Source organism: Furfurilactobacillus milii (genome assembly GCF_009863985.1).
Taxonomy (GTDB): domain Bacteria; phylum Bacillota; class Bacilli; order Lactobacillales; family Lactobacillaceae; genus Furfurilactobacillus; species Furfurilactobacillus milii_A.
Genome location: NZ_WEZT01000005.1, coordinates 196,165 through 213,943 on the forward strand (window position 1 = coordinate 196,165; position 17,779 = coordinate 213,943).

Sequence of the window (17,779 nt, forward strand, 5' to 3'; positions counted from 1 at the left end):
AGTAATCACTCCCTATATTGGTTGGAATTAGCTACTACCATTGTAAGTGATTGCTTTGGGCTTTTTAATTTCTGTTCGGATTAATTATAGAATTTGCCACAATTAAAAAAGCAAAAATACGCAGTTGACCGTGAAGCTTACTCCCATCTTGTGAAGCATAATTTTGAACTTTCAAATGATCATAGTAATGGTAGATGGGTCAGAAATCTCAATGAACAAATACAGAGAAAGATGGCCCTCAGATTATCAAAGGATGAAAATGCTGATTTATCAAAAATAACCGATGAAGATTTAAATGGCGTTTACCTTTAATTTTTGAGTAAAGAAAGAGGACTTAAGATGTCTAAAAATACGGATTATGTATTACCCCCCAAAAACCATGGGAGTAATGGTAGATTGCAAATTTAATCCGAATTTTTGGACAAATGTCACAGCAACTGCGGTTGATCCTGGTTGGGTTCCAACTAGAATGGGTGGCGCTGCTGCTAGTGATGATTTAACGCTCGGGTATACGACGCAAGTTTGGTTAGCTACGTTAAACAATGTTTCTGTCAGTGGAAATTATTATCATCACATGAAGTTAGCCACTTATGATCGTCGAGCCGACGATGAAACGATTCAAGATAGGTTTCTAACAGAAATGCAAAAGATTTCTGGAGTCAATTTTGTTAAGTAAAGAGAATTTGAGTTGATTATAGAAAGACCTCATCAATCGTGGGGTCTTTTGATTTTTGGGTTAGCCTAATTGAATGTCATTTCATCAATTTTGTTTAAGTCAAAAGTCTCTGTTTCAAAAAAATTCAAACTAGCCATTTTTCTTAGGAGGCAGTTCATGCAGTTATTTTTTGCAATTATACTTTTATTATTAGCCGTGGTTCCAGCACAAATATTATTTCAAAAGTTTGATAAAATTCCAGTATTTTTCTTCCAGATTGCGATTGGCTGGTTGCTATCCTACTTTCCACTCTATCAACACTTTACCATTGCGCCTGAAATCTTTTTATTAGTCGTTATCTCAACTCTGATGTTCAGTGATAGTCGCCGGGTTAATCTTGGAAGATTTGCACGTTCATTGCGATCAACGTTATCGTTGGCTATTAATCTAGTGGTAATGTCCATTTTAGTTGTTGGTACCGTTGCTCATTTGATTACACCACAACTGAGTTGGTTTGGCGGCTTTATGCTAGCCGCAATTCTGTCACCGACTGATGCCGTGGCTTATCAATCGATTACTGCAGGAACGCCATTGCCCAAATATTTAGATAATATGTTGCAAAATGAATCGCTATTAAATGACGCCTCTGGGCTTGTGGCATTTAATTTGGCATTGAGTGCTTTAACAACTGGACATTTTTCACTAGTCAGTGGTATTGGTGATTTTATCTATGTATTCATCGGTGGCATAATACTGGGATTAATACTTGGCTGGTTGTTTATGTTTTGTCGGCGTTGGTTGATTATTCATGAAATAAACACCAATATGATTATTGTGCCGTATATTATGGCAACACCATATATCGTTTATTTTATCGCTGAAGAATTAAAGATGTCTGGAATTTTGGCTGTTGTGGCAGCAGGCATATTGCGTACTTGGGAACAAAATAATTGGCAATTGAGCACCGCTCAAACTCAGAATACGGATTTTGCAGTGGAGGGCATGGTCAACTCAATTCTCAATGGCACTGTTTTTGTTATTATGGGGCTTAATCTACCAAGCATCATTAGGTTAGCTAATACGCATAATGTTTCTATCGGCACATCTATTTTAATTGGCATCTTGTTATATTTGGTTTTATTTGGTTTGCGTGTGTTTTGGTTTTCTTCAGGGATTGTCCCTCAAAAAGGTAACCGGCATAATAAAACAGTTATTAATGGTTTATTAGCAGGGATAAATGGTGTTCATGGAACTGTAACTCTGATGATGGCATTGTCGATTCCGTTAACTGTAACTGGATTATCAGCTGATTTGAGAGCTGCCATTATTCTGATAACTTTAACAGTTGTAATACTGAGTATGTTGATGCCAATGTTTGTCACACCATTACTTTTAAAAGCTTATCCTAAAACCCCAATTCATCACAGTGAGAAACAGGTTATTTGGCAAGAACTTATTCAAGATAGTTTGCGTCGAATTGAAAGCTTACGGCTTAGTGAGGATGTTCAAAATTATTTGAGAGTTTTAATTGTGACACAAAGAAAATTGCCGCATGTTAGCCAAAAAGAATTACTCAATCTATACCGGGTAACGGACAGACTTGAAAATACGGCAACACAAAAGTTATTACAAACGAAAGCCATTACCACAGGTGCTAGTGAGTATCATTCAGACATTATTAAACGTGAAATAATGAATCAACAATTGACTCCTTGGACTGCAATTATCTACTGGTGGAATGTTTTAAACAGCACACACTCCTCAAAACAAATGGGTTCAGTAACGGATTCTGGCAAGACATTATTTCAACAACAAGAACGAATCGAATTAGCAAGTTATCATAAGATAATGCAGTACCTGCTTAAACAGAATTCAGGTTCCCCAGAGGCCAATGTTTTAGCCAGAATCTATGTAACTCGTCACGATGACACCTCAACTGTAGAAAAAGTGAATCAAGAAAGATTTTATATGATTCAACTTTTCTCTAGTGAAATTGAGTATGTAAGGCAACAATATTGGCGGAATCGTTTAACACTCAGTGAAAGCCGTTCGATGATTTACGACATTAGTTTGCAACAAACGATTTTTATTCGCCGACATTTTAAATGATTAAGCGGCAATTAAAATATATTCAGGCTGAGAGCTCTAACTACCCAGGCAAGATCATAACAAAGATGGTAAAATTAATTTTGCTAACTATTCGGTCGTGATATCCTTAGGAAATACGGAACACGTATGTCATTAATATAAAAATTAATAATTCTAAAACTACTTATCATGAAAGGGGTTGAAGCCCATGGCTACTATTCAATGGTATCCCGGTCATATGGCGAAGGCCATTCGCCAATTGCGAGAAAACTTAAAGGTCATCGACATTGTGTTTGAACTAGTCGATGCCCGGATTCCAGAGTCATCACGGAATCCAGAACTACGGGCTACAGTGGCCCAAAAGCCAACCCTCTTGATCCTCGAAAAAAGTGATTTGGCTGATCCCAAAGTCACTGGGGAATGGGTGCGATATTACCGTGAACACAATCAGCCCGTTATTGCGATTGATGTGAATGATCGAAAATTAGTGGGTAACCTTGTTAAAGCTGCTCGCGAAGTTTTGAAAACGCAGCAGGAGCGAGCGGAAGCAAAGGGTATTCAGAAACCCGTTATTCGTGCTGTAATGGCCGGTATCCCCAACGTTGGTAAATCAACGTTGTTGAACCGACTGGTCAATAAAAAAGTTGCCATCACTGGTGATCGGCCTGGTGTAACTAAGAAGCAACAGTGGCTGAAGGCCAATGAAGAACTTCAACTGTTAGATACACCTGGTGTTTTGTGGCCTAAGTTTGAGGATCCATTGGTTGGTCAAAAGCTTGCTTTGACGGGTGCAATCAAGGATTCTCTGTTTGCCAAGGACGATGTCGCACTGTATGCAATTAAGTTTATACGTGAACACAATCAAACTGATCGATTGGCTGAACGGTATCATTTAACTGACGATGAACTGACACTGAGTGACGTGGATCTATTATTGGCTATCACTAAACGACTGGGCTTTAAAGATGATTACGACCGGGCAAGTGAACGTCTGATTTTTGATCTACGCAAGGGTAAGTTGGGTCGGTTTACGTTTGACACTACCGATGAATTATCTGACGAATCTGCCGATAACGTGTCTGAGGCGGATCATGAGTGAAGCTAAGCCGAAAAAACCGTCCATTGCAATGCTACGCGAACAATTGGCTCATGTTCAGCAGGCCAACGATCCGCTGTTAGCAACGTTAGCAGCAGATCCACGGAAAGGGGTTGCCTCACTGTTACTGCAGACGAATCGGCGCTTAACTGCACAGGCCAACGCTGAATTCGCCTTTGAACAACGTTTGCAACTGGAACGAGCTTGCTGGGCAAAGGGACAGTCATTGGTCGCTGGCATTGATGAAGTCGGTCGTGGCCCCTTGGCTGGCCCAGTTGTTACCTGCGCCATTGAGTTACCACACGATTTTCACTTACTGGGTGTCAATGATTCCAAACAGTTAACTGCACATGAGCGGGAATTACTGTATCCACAGATTTTATCTGCGTGTGTGGGCGTCGGTATCGGAATTGCTTCACCAAAGCAAATTGATCACTTGAATATTTACCAAGCAACGCGTGTGGCCATGCGTGATGCTGTGCTAGCGTTGCCACAACAACCGGACGCGTTACTGATTGATGCGATGCAAATTGACGTGCCAATGCCGCAACAGAAACTTATCAAGGGGGATGCACGTTCCGTCAGCATCGGTGCGGCCAGCATTGTCGCTAAAGTGTACCGTGATCATTTGATGTCGATGTACGATCGCGTTTATCCAGGGTATAATTTTGCACAAAATGACGGCTATGGAACCGCTGCTCATTTAGCTGCCCTCGATCAGCTTGGCGTGACACCAATTCACCGCCGTTCGTTTAGTCCGGTCACTAAAAGATTGCAACAAGATTAATTTGCAATCGCTCTTGATATAACAATAATTAATAACCACCGATTCTTTTCAAAAGAACCGTTTTTTTATTTTGCAGCGAACATTGCTGGGTAGAAATTCGTATGTTAAGTCGTCAGGATAAAGTTATTAAGAACTGTTCATGTGCTTGTCTTGATCACAAGATGTTAACGGAGGGCTACACATGGAGAGATTGCTACAAACGATTAATCGGGACGCACTGATTCGACTTCATTTTATGCCTGGCGTGGGCTTAGCTGGGCGACGCAAAGTTTGGCAATTCCTGCAGGCAGAGCCGGATGTACCACTTACCCTGACAAATTTACTGGACTGCCTAGCTTTGCCAGAAATAAAGGCCAAGCAGCTGACCAACTGTTGGCGTGATTCACGGTTGTCGGATACAATTGTGCGCAATCACCAGTTCGGCAAGGTGACGACTATTCTCGATGAAGATTATCCCGCGTATTTAAAAGAAATGTACGCTGCCCCGTTAGTTCTATTTAGCCGTGGCAATTGGCGGTTGACTCAGCAAGCCGGACTGGCCGTTGTGGGCGCGCGTCAAGCAACGGCATATTCGTACACGACGCTTAAACAGTGGTTACCAGCCGTCATCGCGACAAAGATTCCGATTATTTCTGGATTGGCAGCAGGCGTCGATGCGCTTAGTCACCAACTGGCTGTTCAGCATAATGGTCACACTATCGGAGTCATTGGTACTGGGCTAGACATTGCCTATCCAGCAGCCAATCGTTCTTTGCAACAAAACTTGATGCGAACTCAGTTAGTCATTAGCGAATATCCGCTTGGCACCGGGCCAGCACGGCATCGCTTTCCTGAACGCAACCGAATTATCGCTGGCCTGGCACAAAGTGTCTTAGTGACAGAGGCTGCAATTCATTCGGGTAGCTTGATTACTGCTAATATTGGTCTTCAAGAAAACCGAAACGTGATGGCGATTCCCGGTCGGGTGACAGACCCATTGTCCGCTGGTTGCAACGCATTAATTAGTGCTGGCGCAACTCCCGTTTGCAATGTAGAAACTATTTTAAACGAACTGCAATTTCAGAGCTAACTGTTCAAATCATCGACTATTATATAGTAGAAAAATCTCGTTTTAGTTGACAGCTTATGTAACTGTGCAGTATGGTGATTTAGATTTGACTGTGCTTATGTGTATGGTTAGACACTGGTGAACAGGATGTTTCATCAGCTAGTAATCAATAATGTTAACAAAGGAGTTGCTTCATGGCGACCTCAAAAACTAAAACCAAAACAAGGGCTAAGACTAAAAAGAACTTAGTGATTGTTGAATCGCCTTCAAAGGCTAAGACAATTGAAAAGTACTTAGGTCGCAACTATAAAGTTGTTGCCAGCAAAGGCCATATCCGTGATTTACCAAAGTCACAGATGGGTGTTGACGTCGAACACGATTATGAACCGCATTATATTTCAATTCGTGGTAAGGGCGACACCATTAAAGAATTAAAGAAGGATGCTAAAAATGCCAAGCGCGTTTATCTGGCATCTGACCCGGATCGTGAAGGGGAAGCCATCGCATGGCACTTATCCCACTTATTAAATTTAGATCCTGAAGAAAAGAATCGTGTCGTTTTTAACGAAATTACTAAGGACACTGTTAAAAACGCATTCAAACAGCCGCGCGATATTGACATGGACTTAGTCGATGCGCAACAAGCACGGCGGGTTCTGGATCGTTTGGTAGGTTACTCAATTTCACCAATTCTATGGAAAAAGGTGAAAAAAGGTCTGTCTGCAGGTCGTGTTCAGAGTGTCGCACTTGCGCTGATCATCAAGCGTGAGGAAGAAATCAAGGCCTTCCAGCCGGTAGAATATTGGTCCATTGACTCTGAATTCCAAAAGGGTCGGCAGAAGTTTGCTGCCAGCTTTTACGGGATTCACGGAAAAAAGGCCGGCTTGAAAGATAACGATGCCGTTCAAGAGATTCTAAAACAGATTGACCAAAAAGCCAGTTTTAACATCACTGATGTTGTGCGTAAAGAACGTCGGCGCATGCCACAACCGCCATTTACGACATCAACCATGCAACAAGTGGCCAACCGTCAATTGAATTACCGGACTCGGAAAACAATGATGGCGGCCCAACAGCTGTATGAAGGAATTAATATTGGTAAGGGCGGCAGTGTTGGTCTGATTACCTATATGCGGACCGATTCAACACGAATTGCGCACATTGCCAAGCAAGAAGCTTCAAAGTATATTCATGAAGAATATGGCGCGGAATATGCAGCCGTCAAGCCGGTCAAAGGTAAATTGCCAGAAGGGGCACAGGATGCCCATGAAGCTGTTCGGCCAACCAGTGTTTACCGGACACCTGCTGAGATGAAGCAGTATCTGACTAACGATCAATTCCGTTTATATCAATTGATCTGGAATCGTTTTGTTGCTTCACAAATGACAGCTGAAGTCTCCGATACGATGACGGTTACGATTGATCAAAACGATGTTCAGTTCCGTGCCAACGGTTCTAAAACGAAATTTGCTGGTTTCACCAAAGTCTACAAAGGCGCTGCTGAAAAGGATAATGTTTTACCAGACTTAAACGTGGATGATACGGTTAAGATGGTTAAGAATGATCCACAACAGCATTTCACCCAGCCACCGGCACGTTACTCAGAAGCCAATTTAATTCATGCATTGGAAGAAAACGGTGTTGGTCGTCCGTCCACGTATGCGCCAACGCTGGATACGATTCAACGACGTAACTACGTCAAGCTTGAATCCCGCCGGTTTGTGCCTACGGAACTCGGTGAAATCGTCAATGGTGTTATTGTCGATTTCTTCCCCGATATTGAAAACATCGAGTTTACTGCTGGTCTAGAAGAAAAACTCGACGGTATTGAAAAGGGTTCAGAAGAATGGGTAAAAGTGGTCGACGAGTTCTTCAAGCCATTTTCGACTGAAGTTAAAAAAGCCGAAGATAACATGGAGAAAATCAAGATCAAGGATGAAGCAGCCGGCTTTGACTGTGATATCTGTGGTGCCCCAATGGTCATTAAAATGGGTCGTTACGGCAAGTTCTACGCTTGTTCACGTTTCCCAGATTGTCGTAACACTAAGGCTATCGTTAAGGAAATTGGTGTCATTTGTCCTAAGTGTCATAAGGGTCAAATCATCGAACGTAAATCCAAGCGAAACCGAGTTTTCTATGGTTGTTCACGTTTCCCAGACTGCGATTTTGTGTCATGGGATAAGCCAATTGGCCGTGATTGTCCTAAAGATGGTCACTTCTTGGTCGAAAAGAAGGTTAAAGGTGGCAAACAGGTCGTTTGTCCAAATGGCGATTACGAAGAAGACGTTCAAAAATAGCGATTTATCGACTTGATCGTCATTAAGTTATATTTGCGCATTCTTGATCTTGTGGTTTTTGCTATGAGATTAGGGGTGCGTTTTTACTTACAGACGGTGTAGAATACACACATGCGGTTACGCACCGCTTGACAAAAAATTCAATCATTCACTTAACGAATAGAAATGAGGCATCAGCATGGCATCGACACCCACTGTAAACGTAATTGGTGCTGGTCTGGCAGGTAGTGAGGCAGCTTATCACATCGCCAAGGCCGGTGTAAACGTCAAACTTTTCGAAATGCGACCAACAAAGTTAACCCCGGCTCATGAAACCGGTAATTTTGCGGAACTGGTTTGTACAAACTCTCTGCGGGCTAATCAAATTAGCAACGCGGCCGGTCTGCTCAAGGCTGAAATGAGACATTTGGACAGTATCGTTATCCGCTCAGCTGATGCTAATGCAGTGCCTGCCGGCGGCGCACTGGCGGTTGACCGGACTCCGTTTGCTGAACAAATCACCAACGAGCTGAAACAAATGCCTAATGTTGAAGTAGTGAGTGAGGAAGTCACTGCCATTCCTGACGGCATCACCGTTATGGCAACTGGTCCGTTGACCGCCGGCCCTTTGGCTGAGGCCATTAAGTCCTTTACGGCAGAAGACGACCTGCATTTCTTCGATGCAGCTGCGCCAATTCTAAACAAAGATTCACTGGATATGGATAAGGTGTATTTAAAGTCACGTTATGACAAGGGAGAAGCGTCCTATCTCAATGCCCCGATGAACGAGGAAGAGTACAATGCTTTTTACGATGCCTTGATTCACGCTGAGACCGCCGATGTGCATGATTTCGAAGACAGCGATGTGTTTGAAGGTTGTATGCCCGTTGAGGTTATGGCAAAACGTGGTCGGCAAACGTTACTATATGGCCCGTTGAAACCAGTTGGCTTAGATGATCCTAAAACGGGCAAGCGTCCGTTTGCGGTTGTACAGTTGCGCCAGGATAATGCAGCCGGTGACTTGTACAACATTGTCGGCTTCCAAACACATTTGAAGTGGGGCGAACAAAAGCGGGTATTTCGCATGATTCCTGGTCTAGAAAAGGCCACATTCGTGCGTTATGGCGTTATGCACCGTAATTCGTTCCTGAAGTCACCTAAACTATTACAAGCGACATACCAAACCAAGGCTCGGCCAACGCTACTGTTTGCCGGTCAAATGACGGGTGTTGAAGGGTATATTGAAAGTGCGGCATCTGGTATTCTGGCTGGTATTAACGCTGCCAAACTTGCTTTGGGACAAGACACCGTAACCTTTCCGAAAACAACGATGGTCGGGTCAATGGCCAACTACATTACGACTGCGGATGCGGAGCATTTTCAGCCAATGAATGCCAACTTTGGAATTGTGCCAGGATTAGATCATCGCATTCGTGACAAACGTGAACGGAATACTGAGGTGGCTCATCGCGCGTTAACTGATCTTGACGAATTTTTGCCTACGGTTGGCATTGAACCAGTTGTGGTAGCTGCAGAACAACCGACACCTGAAGCCTAGTTGTCAGTAGCAGTCTAAATTGGGTTCTGCTGGTCATATCTGTGGTAAAGACAATCAGAATCATTTCACTGGCAGTTAATAGTGATGAACAGTATTGCTGTAAATGCAACGTTTTGATTTGTAAAAAGTAACTGACAAGTCGATGGTTTTGTTCGTATGTAAACGCTTGTCAAGCCCTCGTTATTTTGCTAATGTTAGCGGTAATGAGGGCTTTTATTTATGGCAGAAAAAGATATCACATCCGACCCAGGTCAGCTAGAGACCGATTGGGTTCAATTATTTTTGACGTATCTGCAGGTTGAGCGGCGTTATTCAACGAATACTGTGACCGCGTACAAGGAAGATTTACAAGAATTCATCCAATTCATGAAGGACAACGGTGGTTTAAAATCATTTTCCACAATTGATCACCTGGATATTCGGGTATATCTCAGTTATTTATATGACGCACATTATTCCAGAACCAGTACGGCCCGAAAAATCTCATCACTACGTTCTTTTTACGGCTTTTTAGTTAAAAATGATTTGGTTAAAGATAATCCGTTTGTATACGTTAATTTAAAAAAACACCCGTCAACGCTGCCGCGATTTTTCTACAATAAGGAGATTAACGAATTGTTGAAGACGGCCAGCGGGGATGGTAGTAAACCGTTGCAGTTTCGTGACCGTGCCCTGATCGAAATGTTGTATGCGACGGGAATGCGGGTTTCTGAATGTGCTGGACTGCGCTATCAGGACCTCGATTTCTCAACTCACATGATCTTAGTTCATGGTAAAGGTGACAAAGAACGTTACGTTCCGTTTGGCCGCTACGCAAGTGATGCACTTGATACGTACGAGCAGCAGTGCCGTACACCATTAATGACTAAATATCATCAACAACATGACTATGTCTTTATTAATCGATACGGTCATCCATTGACCAGCGCAGGTATTGAATACGCATTAAAGCAGGTGATGAAACAAAGTTCACTGACTGGTGATATTCATCCCCATATGTTGCGGCATTCATTTGCGACACAGATGTTAAACGGCGGGGCTGACTTGCGTACTGTGCAAGAATTACTCGGTCACAGTAGCTTGTCCACGACCCAAATTTACACGCATGTAACCAAAGAGAATTTACAGGCCAGCTATCGCAATTATTTTCCACGAGCTGTTGATCATGGCCGTGGCGGTCCAGATGAGCCAGAAAGTTAGCTTGAGTGATACACGTATCAGAGTTGTTTAAATCTGGTTTGAATCTAGGAGGAAAAAATGATTAAGTTGTCGAATGAAGAATTAACGGTTGCTATCAACGAGCATGGCGCGGAGTTAACTAGTGTCAAAGATGTACAAACGCATGTAGAATACATGTGGCAGGCAGATAAAAAGTTTTGGGGACGTCATGCGCCAGTTTTGTTTCCCATTGTTGGTCGGCTGCACGATGATCAGTATCGGTATCAGGACAAAACTTATTCAATGACCCAGCATGGTTTTGCTCGTGATCAGGATTTCTTGGTGACAGCACAAACTGCGACCAGCGTTACGTTTACTTTGAAGGATAACGACGCCAGTCGCATCAAATACCCGTTTGCTTTTCAATTAGACATTATGTTTAGTTTATTAGGTCGCCAGTTAAGCGTGGAATATCGTGTTGCCAATCCGAGCGATGAACCCATTTACTTTTCCATCGGCGGTCATCCTGGCTTCAATGTGCCACTCGGTGACAGTCAAGGAATGTTCAATGACTATACCGTGGCTGCTACTCCGGCTCAAACGTATTCATCACTGAAGCTTGATGGTCCCTTTAGTGATGTTGACCATCCAACAACCTTGAACTTTGAACGACCAATGAAACTCAACCATGATTTATTTGAACACGATGCTAAAATTCTTCAATTGAACCAACAACCAGCAACATTAACACTAACATCAGGGCTAAACGAGCATGGCATTGCCGTCACCCTTCAAAACGCTGATTATGTGGGCGTTTGGTCACCATATCCAGCTAAGGCACCGTTCGTTTGTATCGAACCTTGGTGGGGGATTGCTGACGCAGTTAATGCGGATGGTGACCTGACCAAAAAGTTTGGTATTCATGAGTTGTATCCACAAGCGATGTTTAATGCGGACTATAGTATTGAATACTTCTAGGACGCCTTAATAGATGCGACAATTTTTAAGTGAATTATGGGCGCAATAAAACAGCGTTTACTAACATTTTGATGTGTTAGTAAACGCTGTTGTTTCTAGTCGTTTAACTAGAGCGTGTTAAACGTTATTTTGACTCCGTCGAGGATGTGTTGTTATCCAACTGCGCTTCTTCACTAGTCACTTTGGTTGCGGCTTTTGGCGCTTTAACTGTAGAAGTCTCGTCTTTAACGGTTTCTGGATTCGCGTCAGCGTTGTCGTTTTCAGTAACGCTCGCTTTCGAATCATCGGCGTCCTGCTTAGGTTTGATCGGATGGGATAAACGATAATGATGATACAACCCAAACGGCACCATGTTTTCGGTACCAGCCTTGATGCGATCTAAATTGGCGCGGTGTCGGTAAATGATAAAAAGCGTTAGCACAAATGCGACCGTGGTCAGTACGCCGTCTTGATAGAGCAGGGACAAAAACGTGATGATGGTCAAGGCAGCCATTGAAGCCACTGAAACCATGCTAGTAATGTAAACTAGGCTGCCGAAGATAATGCAGGCCACAATGAAAAATGGAAAATTATAGCCCGCCAGAATTCCGGCACTAGTTGCGACGGCCTTACCACCCTTAAATCCGTCAAAGATAGAAAAGGTGTTACCAAGAATGGCACCCAGTCCAATCAGTAAACCGTTAATAACGACGCCATGAACGATGGGAGCACCAAATACAACTGGTTGTAACGTTGATAAAGCGCCTTTTAAGATATCAATGAGCATGACGACCGTGCCAGCTGTTTTACCAAGGACGCGGTACGTGTTAGTGGTGCCAATGTTGCCAGAACCAGCTTTGCGAATATCTGTATGGAAGAAGATCTTGCCAATCCATACACCGGTGGGAATTGATCCTAATAGATAGGCCACCAAGAGCATAATCAGTAATTTGAGCATGGGTAACTTCCTTTGTTAAAACTGAATGTGTTCTATTTTATCATGAAGACCATTGGCTGCCAATTCAATTCACAAACTGATGCTTGACAGATGTTTAATCTCATGCGAACATACATTCGCATCGAATGGTAACTTCACGAAATTTATGATGTTTTTCATAGTCAGAAATAGCTGATTAAAACTCAGGTGACTCAAAAATGTCATGCCAAACTTGGTCGGAGTGTGTTATTTTAATTTAGACAGTCTATTTACGTTGTGCTTAAAGTACACGTTTTAAAGAGAGGATGTTGGGTACATGGCTTCATCAGCCAAAGATTACAATGCATCAAGTATTCAAATATTGCATGGCCTGGAAGCCGTTCGCAAACGCCCGGGGATGTATATCGGCTCAACGGATGCACGGGGCCTTCATCACTTGGTCTACGAAATCGTAGATAATGCGGTTGATGAAGCGCTGGCCGGTTTCGGTAAAGAAATCAACGTGACGATTCACGCAGACAACTCCATTACGGTTAAGGATCATGGCCGGGGGATGCCAGTGGGAATGCACGAGTCTGGCATCCCAACGCCTGAAGTTATCCTGACCGTGCTACACGCCGGTGGTAAGTTTAACGACAGTAGCTACAAGACTTCTGGTGGACTGCATGGTGTCGGTTCCTCCGTTGTTAATGCTCTATCTGAGTGGTTAACGGTAACCATCGTTAAGGACGGAATGAAGTATCAGGAAGACTTCAAGGACGGCGGTCACCCAGTTGGCACTTTGGTTAAACTGGGCAAAACTAAGGAACACAATGGAACAACTGTTTCATTTAAGCCAGATCCAAGTGTCTTTACAACGGTCGTTTATAACTTCGGTACACTAGAAGAACGCCTGCGTGAGTCTGCGTTCTTACTGACAAACGTAAAAATCACGCTCACCGATGAACGTGCCGGACAAGAACGCACCGAAGAATTTCACTACCCTGATGGAATCAAGGAGTTTGTTGCCTATTTAAACGAAGATAAGGACACGTTGGGCGATGTCATGTATTTTGATGGCAGCAAAGATGGTGTCGAAGTTGAAGTGGCAGCACAGTACAACGATGGTTACTCGGAAACGATGTTGTCATTTGTTAATAATGTGCGAACTCCTGGTGGTGGAACACATGAGGCGGGATTGCGGTCCGCTTGGACGAAAGCGTTCAACGAATATGCACGTAAGGTTGGCTTGCTAAAAGAGAAGGATAAAAACCTCGAAGGTTCTGATGTGCGTGAAGGCTTATCCGTTATTTTGTCACTACGGATTCCAGAAGCTATTTTGGAATTTGAAGGTCAGACGAAAGACAAACTTGGAACCAGCGAAGCCCGCACCATCGTTGACAATGTCGTTAATGAACAACTCGGGTTTTACCTCATGGAAAACGGTGAATTTGCGCAAATGCTGATTCGCAAGTCCCTGCAGGCTCGTCAGGCTCGTGAAGCTGCTCGCAAAGCCCGTGACGAAAGCCGTAACGGTAAGAAAAAAGGCCGTCAGGAACGGTTACTTTCAGGTAAACTGACTCCTGCACAATCCAAAAATGCTAAACGCAATGAACTATTCTTAGTTGAGGGTGATTCTGCCGGTGGGTCTGCTAAGCAAGGCCGGGATCGTAAGTTCCAAGCCATCTTGCCATTACGTGGGAAAGTCCTAAATACAGAAAAGGCTAAACTGCAAGACATCGTTAAAAATGAGGAAATCAACACCATGATTTATACGATTGGTGCTGGTGTTGGTGCTGATTTTGATATTAAAGATGCCAACTATGACAAGATTATTATCATGACAGATGCCGATGATGATGGTGCTCATATTCAGATTTTGCTACTGACCTTCTTCTACAAATACATGCGGCCAATGATCGACGCCGGCCGAGTATACATTGCCTTACCGCCGCTTTATAAGCTTCAAAAAGGTGTTGGCAAGAAAACTCAGATTGAATATGCTTGGACAGACGCAGAATTAAGCGGTAAAGAGCAAAAGATTGGCCGTGGCTATTCTCTCCAGCGTTTCAAAGGTCTCGGTGAAATGAACGCTGATCAGTTGTGGGAAACGACAATGGATCCAGCGAGCCGTACTTTAATTCGTGTTCGAATCGATGACGCAGCCTTAGCCGAACGTCGTGTCACAACGTTGATGGGTGATAAAGTTGAACCACGTCGAAAGTGGATTGAAGACAACGTGGCCTTTAACTTGGAAGAAGACGGTTCAATTCTTGATAATGCAGCCGTTAACTCAGCCCATCATGTTGAAGATGATGATCCAAACAATGAAGACGACGAAGCTGTAGATACTGCAACGACAGTAGCAACAGGCAGTCAAAAAGAACAAAAGACTGATAAGAGTTCAGTCGATGCTCAAGATTCTAAACAACAAGGTCCAACGATTACCGTTTGGGACAATAAATAATTAGTTAATTAATTAAACAAGGTGCTTGTTTTAATGCAGGAAAGGAGCAGAACTTGTGGCAGATGACACACAAAACATTCAGGAACTAACCCTGGAAGATGTCATGGGTGAACGGTTTGGCCGTTACTCAAAATCCATCATTCAGGATCGTGCCTTGCCAGATATTCGTGATGGCTTAAAGCCAGTTCAGCGGCGCATTTTATACGCCATGAACAAGGATGGTAATACTTTTGATAAAGCATTCCGTAAATCTGCTAAATCTGTAGGTAACGTCATGGGTAATTACCATCCACATGGTGATTCATCCATTTACGAAGCCATGGTGCGTATGAGTCAGGACTGGAAGCTACGAGCACCGCTGATTGAAATGCACGGGAACAACGGGTCAATTGATGCTGATCCACCGGCTGCAATGCGATATACGGAAGCTCGTTTAAGTAAAATATCCGGCACGATGCTACAGGATATCGATAAAGAAACTGTTGATTTCGTTCCTAGCTTTGATGATACGGAACAGGAGCCAACCGTTTTACCGGCTCGTTTCCCAAATTTACTGGTAAATGGTGCCAGCGGCATTTCTGCCGGTTATGCGACAGAAATTCCACCGCATAATTTAAACGAACTGATTGATGCACTGATTTATTTACTAGCGCATCCCAAGGCATCAACTGATGACTTGATGGAGTTCGTTAAGGGGCCAGACTTTCCGACTGGCGGCATTATTCAAGGCTTAGATGGTATCAAAAAAGCTTACAATACTGGTGCTGGCCGTATCGTGTTGCGTTCTAAAACAGCCTTCAAGCCCCTTAAGGGTGGCAAGCAGGAAATTGAAATCACGGAAATTCCGTATGAAGTTAATAAAGCCTTGCTTGTAAAAAAAATGGACGAAATCCGGATCATGAAAAAGGTCGAGGGCATCGTTGAAGTCCGTGATGAATCTGATCGTCAGGGACTGACCATTGCTGTTGAGTTAAAAGCTGATGCAGATGCACAGGGTATTTTAAATTATTTGTTGAAAAACACTGATTTGCAGATCACGTATAATTTCAACATGGTTGCTATTCATAATATGCGACCAGAACGCGTTGGTTTAAAAACAGCCTTGCAGGCGTACATTGACTTTCAACGTGAGGTGATTACCAAACGGACGCAGTATGACCTGAATAAGGCCAAAAAGCGTCAACACATTGTTGATGGTTTGATTAAAGCTTTATCCATTTTGGATGAAGTGATTCAGACCATTCGTGGAAGTAAAAACCGCAAGGATGCCAAGCAAAACTTGATGGACAAGTATGACTTTACTGATCCTCAGGCGGAAGCAATTGTGACGTTACAGTTATATCGTTTGACTAATACCGATGTAACAGAGTTGCGGCGTGAGCATGCGGAACTGGACGCCCAGATTGAAAAGCTTGAAGACATTTTGGCTAATGATGCCTCCTTGCGCAAAGTGATGCGCACGCAGATGCAGGACGTCAAAAAACAATTTGGTTCACCACGTTTGACCCAAATTGAAGACCAAATTGAAGAACTTAAGGTGGATCGAACTGTCATGGTTGCCGATGAAACCGTTGTTTTAATGGTTTCACATGATGGTTATATCAAACGGAGTTCGCCAAGGTCTTATCAAGCTTCTTCTGAAAACGACAACGGTCTCAAAGAAGAAGACTACCCAATCTTATTGAAGCAAGTTTCCACACTGGATCATTTATTTATGTTTACCAGCAAAGGAAACTTGATTTACCGACCGATTCACGAGGTCACGGATGCCCGATGGAAAGATACCGGAGAACACATTTCCCAATCAATTGGGCTAGCAGATGATGAGGAGCTTATCGCCGCCTTTACATTCAGCAGTTTGGAAGAGCCGGGCAATTTTGTTATTGCGACTGCGCATGGTCTTATCAAACAAACGGCGTTCATGGACTTATTACCGGGACGAACGTATAAGAAACGGGCTAGTGTCTTCGAAAAGTTCAAGCAAAATGATGATCAGGTCGTTGACATTACGTATGTCAATTCAGAAGCGCCATTGACGGTTATGTTAATGTCCCGTAATGGTCTCGGACTGCGCTATGATTTGGCTGAAGTACCAACTAATGGTGCACGAACCAGTGGTGCGAAGTCGATGGATCTGCGTGGCGATGACGTTGTTGTCAACATGCAGCTGGTTAAAGATTCCGATGATGCCATCATCGTTACCCAGCGTGGTGCTTTGAAGAAAATGGCCATCAGTGAAGTGCCAGTGACAAGTCGTGCTCGTAAAGGTGTTCTATGTCTGAGGGAGCTCAAGGCTAACCCACATGAAATCGTTGCCTTTATTGCGGTTGCTCATGACAGCGTATCTCCAGTTGAAGTGGTTACAAGTCGCGGTATTCGTCACGATATTTTGCCCGCTGAACATGAACGTAATGCGCGGTATTCAAACGGCTCGTTTGTAATCGACATTGATACCGAAGGCGTACCGACATCACTGCGTCACAAGGAACAAACACTCATTCTTAATTAGTCTAAAAAGCAATAGGTGGTTTACCAACTAGCTATACCACCGCAAATTAAGCATAATGATTTGTTAACTTAAAAGTTAACGGTCATTATGCTTTTTTCGTTCCATTATTGGATTTATGAGCAAGCATTCCCATTGCATTAGTGAATCGGAGTGCGTATGATTATCACTGTACCAATATGACTGCAAGACAAACACATAAAATCATTTTGCATTATTTAAAAATAATGATGAATTCAGTTTTAATGCTTGCGTAAACAGACTTCC

The 17,779-nt window shown here is 43.2% G+C and carries 12 protein-coding genes and 1 pseudogene; 12 read left to right on the forward strand and 1 reads right to left on the reverse strand.

What is annotated here, in order from left to right; translation table 11 throughout:
• Positions 1–93: 93 nt before the first annotated feature.
• The 10 genes from GB992_RS03785 to GB992_RS03830 all read left to right on the forward strand — a co-directional run bounded on the left by GB992_RS03785 (position 94) and on the right by GB992_RS03830 (position 11,644).
• A complete protein-coding gene (locus GB992_RS03785; protein WP_161001282.1) occupies positions 94–312 on the forward strand; it encodes a hypothetical protein in 219 nt (72 codons plus the stop codon).
• 76 nt (positions 313–388) lie between these two features.
• Positions 389–676, forward strand: a complete 288-nt coding sequence (locus GB992_RS11680) for a Rossmann-fold NAD(P)-binding domain-containing protein (RefSeq protein ID WP_186337560.1) — start codon at positions 389–391, stop codon at positions 674–676.
• 156 nt (positions 677–832) lie between these two features.
• Positions 833–2,764, forward strand: a complete 1,932-nt coding sequence (locus GB992_RS03795; protein ID WP_161001283.1) for a cation:proton antiporter — start codon at positions 833–835, stop codon at positions 2,762–2,764.
• 187 nt (positions 2,765–2,951) lie between these two features.
• Positions 2,952–3,842, forward strand: a complete 891-nt coding sequence (ylqF, locus tag GB992_RS03800) for a ribosome biogenesis GTPase YlqF (protein ID WP_161001284.1) — start codon at positions 2,952–2,954, stop codon at positions 3,840–3,842.
• The gene (gene rnhB / locus GB992_RS03805) at positions 3,835–4,626 is read left to right on the forward strand and encodes a ribonuclease HII (protein ID WP_161001285.1); all 792 of its coding nucleotides are present in this window, start codon (positions 3,835–3,837) and stop codon (positions 4,624–4,626) included. The genes ylqF and rnhB overlap by 8 nt, the downstream gene beginning before the upstream one ends.
• Before the next feature lie 181 nt (positions 4,627–4,807).
• Positions 4,808–5,695, forward strand: coding sequence for a DNA-processing protein DprA (dprA, locus tag GB992_RS03810; RefSeq protein ID WP_161001286.1), 888 nt, complete (start codon positions 4,808–4,810; stop codon positions 5,693–5,695).
• 173 nt (positions 5,696–5,868) lie between these two features.
• The gene (gene topA, locus GB992_RS03815) at positions 5,869–7,971 is read left to right on the forward strand and encodes a type I DNA topoisomerase (protein WP_161001287.1); all 2,103 of its coding nucleotides are present in this window, start codon (positions 5,869–5,871) and stop codon (positions 7,969–7,971) included.
• 178 nt (positions 7,972–8,149) lie between these two features.
• Positions 8,150–9,508 (forward strand): methylenetetrahydrofolate--tRNA-(uracil(54)-C(5))-methyltransferase (FADH(2)-oxidizing) TrmFO, encoded by a 1,359-nt coding sequence (gene trmFO / locus GB992_RS03820; RefSeq protein ID WP_161001288.1) that lies wholly within the window; start codon positions 8,150–8,152, stop codon positions 9,506–9,508.
• Between the two features lie 219 nt (positions 9,509–9,727).
• Positions 9,728–10,708 carry a tyrosine recombinase XerC gene (xerC, locus tag GB992_RS03825; protein ID WP_161001289.1) on the forward strand — a complete coding sequence of 327 codons (981 nt, stop codon included), beginning with the start codon at positions 9,728–9,730 and terminating at the stop codon, positions 10,706–10,708.
• A gap of 57 nt (positions 10,709–10,765) precedes the next feature.
• Positions 10,766–11,644 (forward strand): aldose 1-epimerase family protein, encoded by an 879-nt coding sequence (locus GB992_RS03830; RefSeq protein WP_161001290.1) that lies wholly within the window; start codon positions 10,766–10,768, stop codon positions 11,642–11,644.
• 334 nt (positions 11,645–11,978) lie between these two features.
• Here the strand turns inward: GB992_RS03830 and plsY are convergent.
• Positions 11,979–12,581 (reverse strand): annotated as a pseudogene (plsY, locus tag GB992_RS03835) (glycerol-3-phosphate 1-O-acyltransferase PlsY); the annotation flags it as partial.
• A gap of 295 nt (positions 12,582–12,876) precedes the next feature.
• Here plsY and parE point away from each other — a divergent pair.
• On the forward strand, positions 12,877–15,006 hold the full coding sequence (gene parE, locus GB992_RS03840) for a DNA topoisomerase IV subunit B (RefSeq protein ID WP_161001292.1): 2,130 nt from the start codon (positions 12,877–12,879) through the stop codon (positions 15,004–15,006).
• 55 nt (positions 15,007–15,061) lie between these two features.
• Positions 15,062–17,515 carry a DNA topoisomerase IV subunit A gene (gene parC / locus GB992_RS03845; protein WP_161001293.1) on the forward strand — a complete coding sequence of 818 codons (2,454 nt, stop codon included), beginning with the start codon at positions 15,062–15,064 and terminating at the stop codon, positions 17,513–17,515.
• Positions 17,516–17,779: the final 264 nt, after the last annotated feature.

What these genes read in the sequence shown, in the direction of transcription:
- topA (WP_161001287.1), top strand. Translation starts at nt 5,869, where the DNA reads ATGGCGACCTCAAAAACTAAAACCAAAACAAGGGCTAAGACTAAAAAG.
- trmFO (WP_161001288.1), top strand. Translation starts at nt 8,150, where the DNA reads ATGGCATCGACACCCACTGTAAACGTAATTGGTGCTGGTCTGGCAGGT.
- GB992_RS11680 (WP_186337560.1), top strand. Translation starts at nt 389, where the DNA reads ATGGTAGATTGCAAATTTAATCCGAATTTTTGGACAAATGTCACAGCA.
- rnhB (WP_161001285.1), top strand. Translation starts at nt 3,835, where the DNA reads ATGAGTGAAGCTAAGCCGAAAAAACCGTCCATTGCAATGCTACGCGAA.
- xerC (WP_161001289.1), top strand. Translation starts at nt 9,728, where the DNA reads ATGGCAGAAAAAGATATCACATCCGACCCAGGTCAGCTAGAGACCGAT.
- parE (WP_161001292.1), top strand. Translation starts at nt 12,877, where the DNA reads ATGGCTTCATCAGCCAAAGATTACAATGCATCAAGTATTCAAATATTG.
- dprA (WP_161001286.1), top strand. Translation starts at nt 4,808, where the DNA reads ATGGAGAGATTGCTACAAACGATTAATCGGGACGCACTGATTCGACTT.
- GB992_RS03830 (WP_161001290.1), top strand. Translation starts at nt 10,766, where the DNA reads ATGATTAAGTTGTCGAATGAAGAATTAACGGTTGCTATCAACGAGCAT.
- GB992_RS03795 (WP_161001283.1), top strand. Translation starts at nt 833, where the DNA reads ATGCAGTTATTTTTTGCAATTATACTTTTATTATTAGCCGTGGTTCCA.
- ylqF (WP_161001284.1), top strand. Translation starts at nt 2,952, where the DNA reads ATGGCTACTATTCAATGGTATCCCGGTCATATGGCGAAGGCCATTCGC.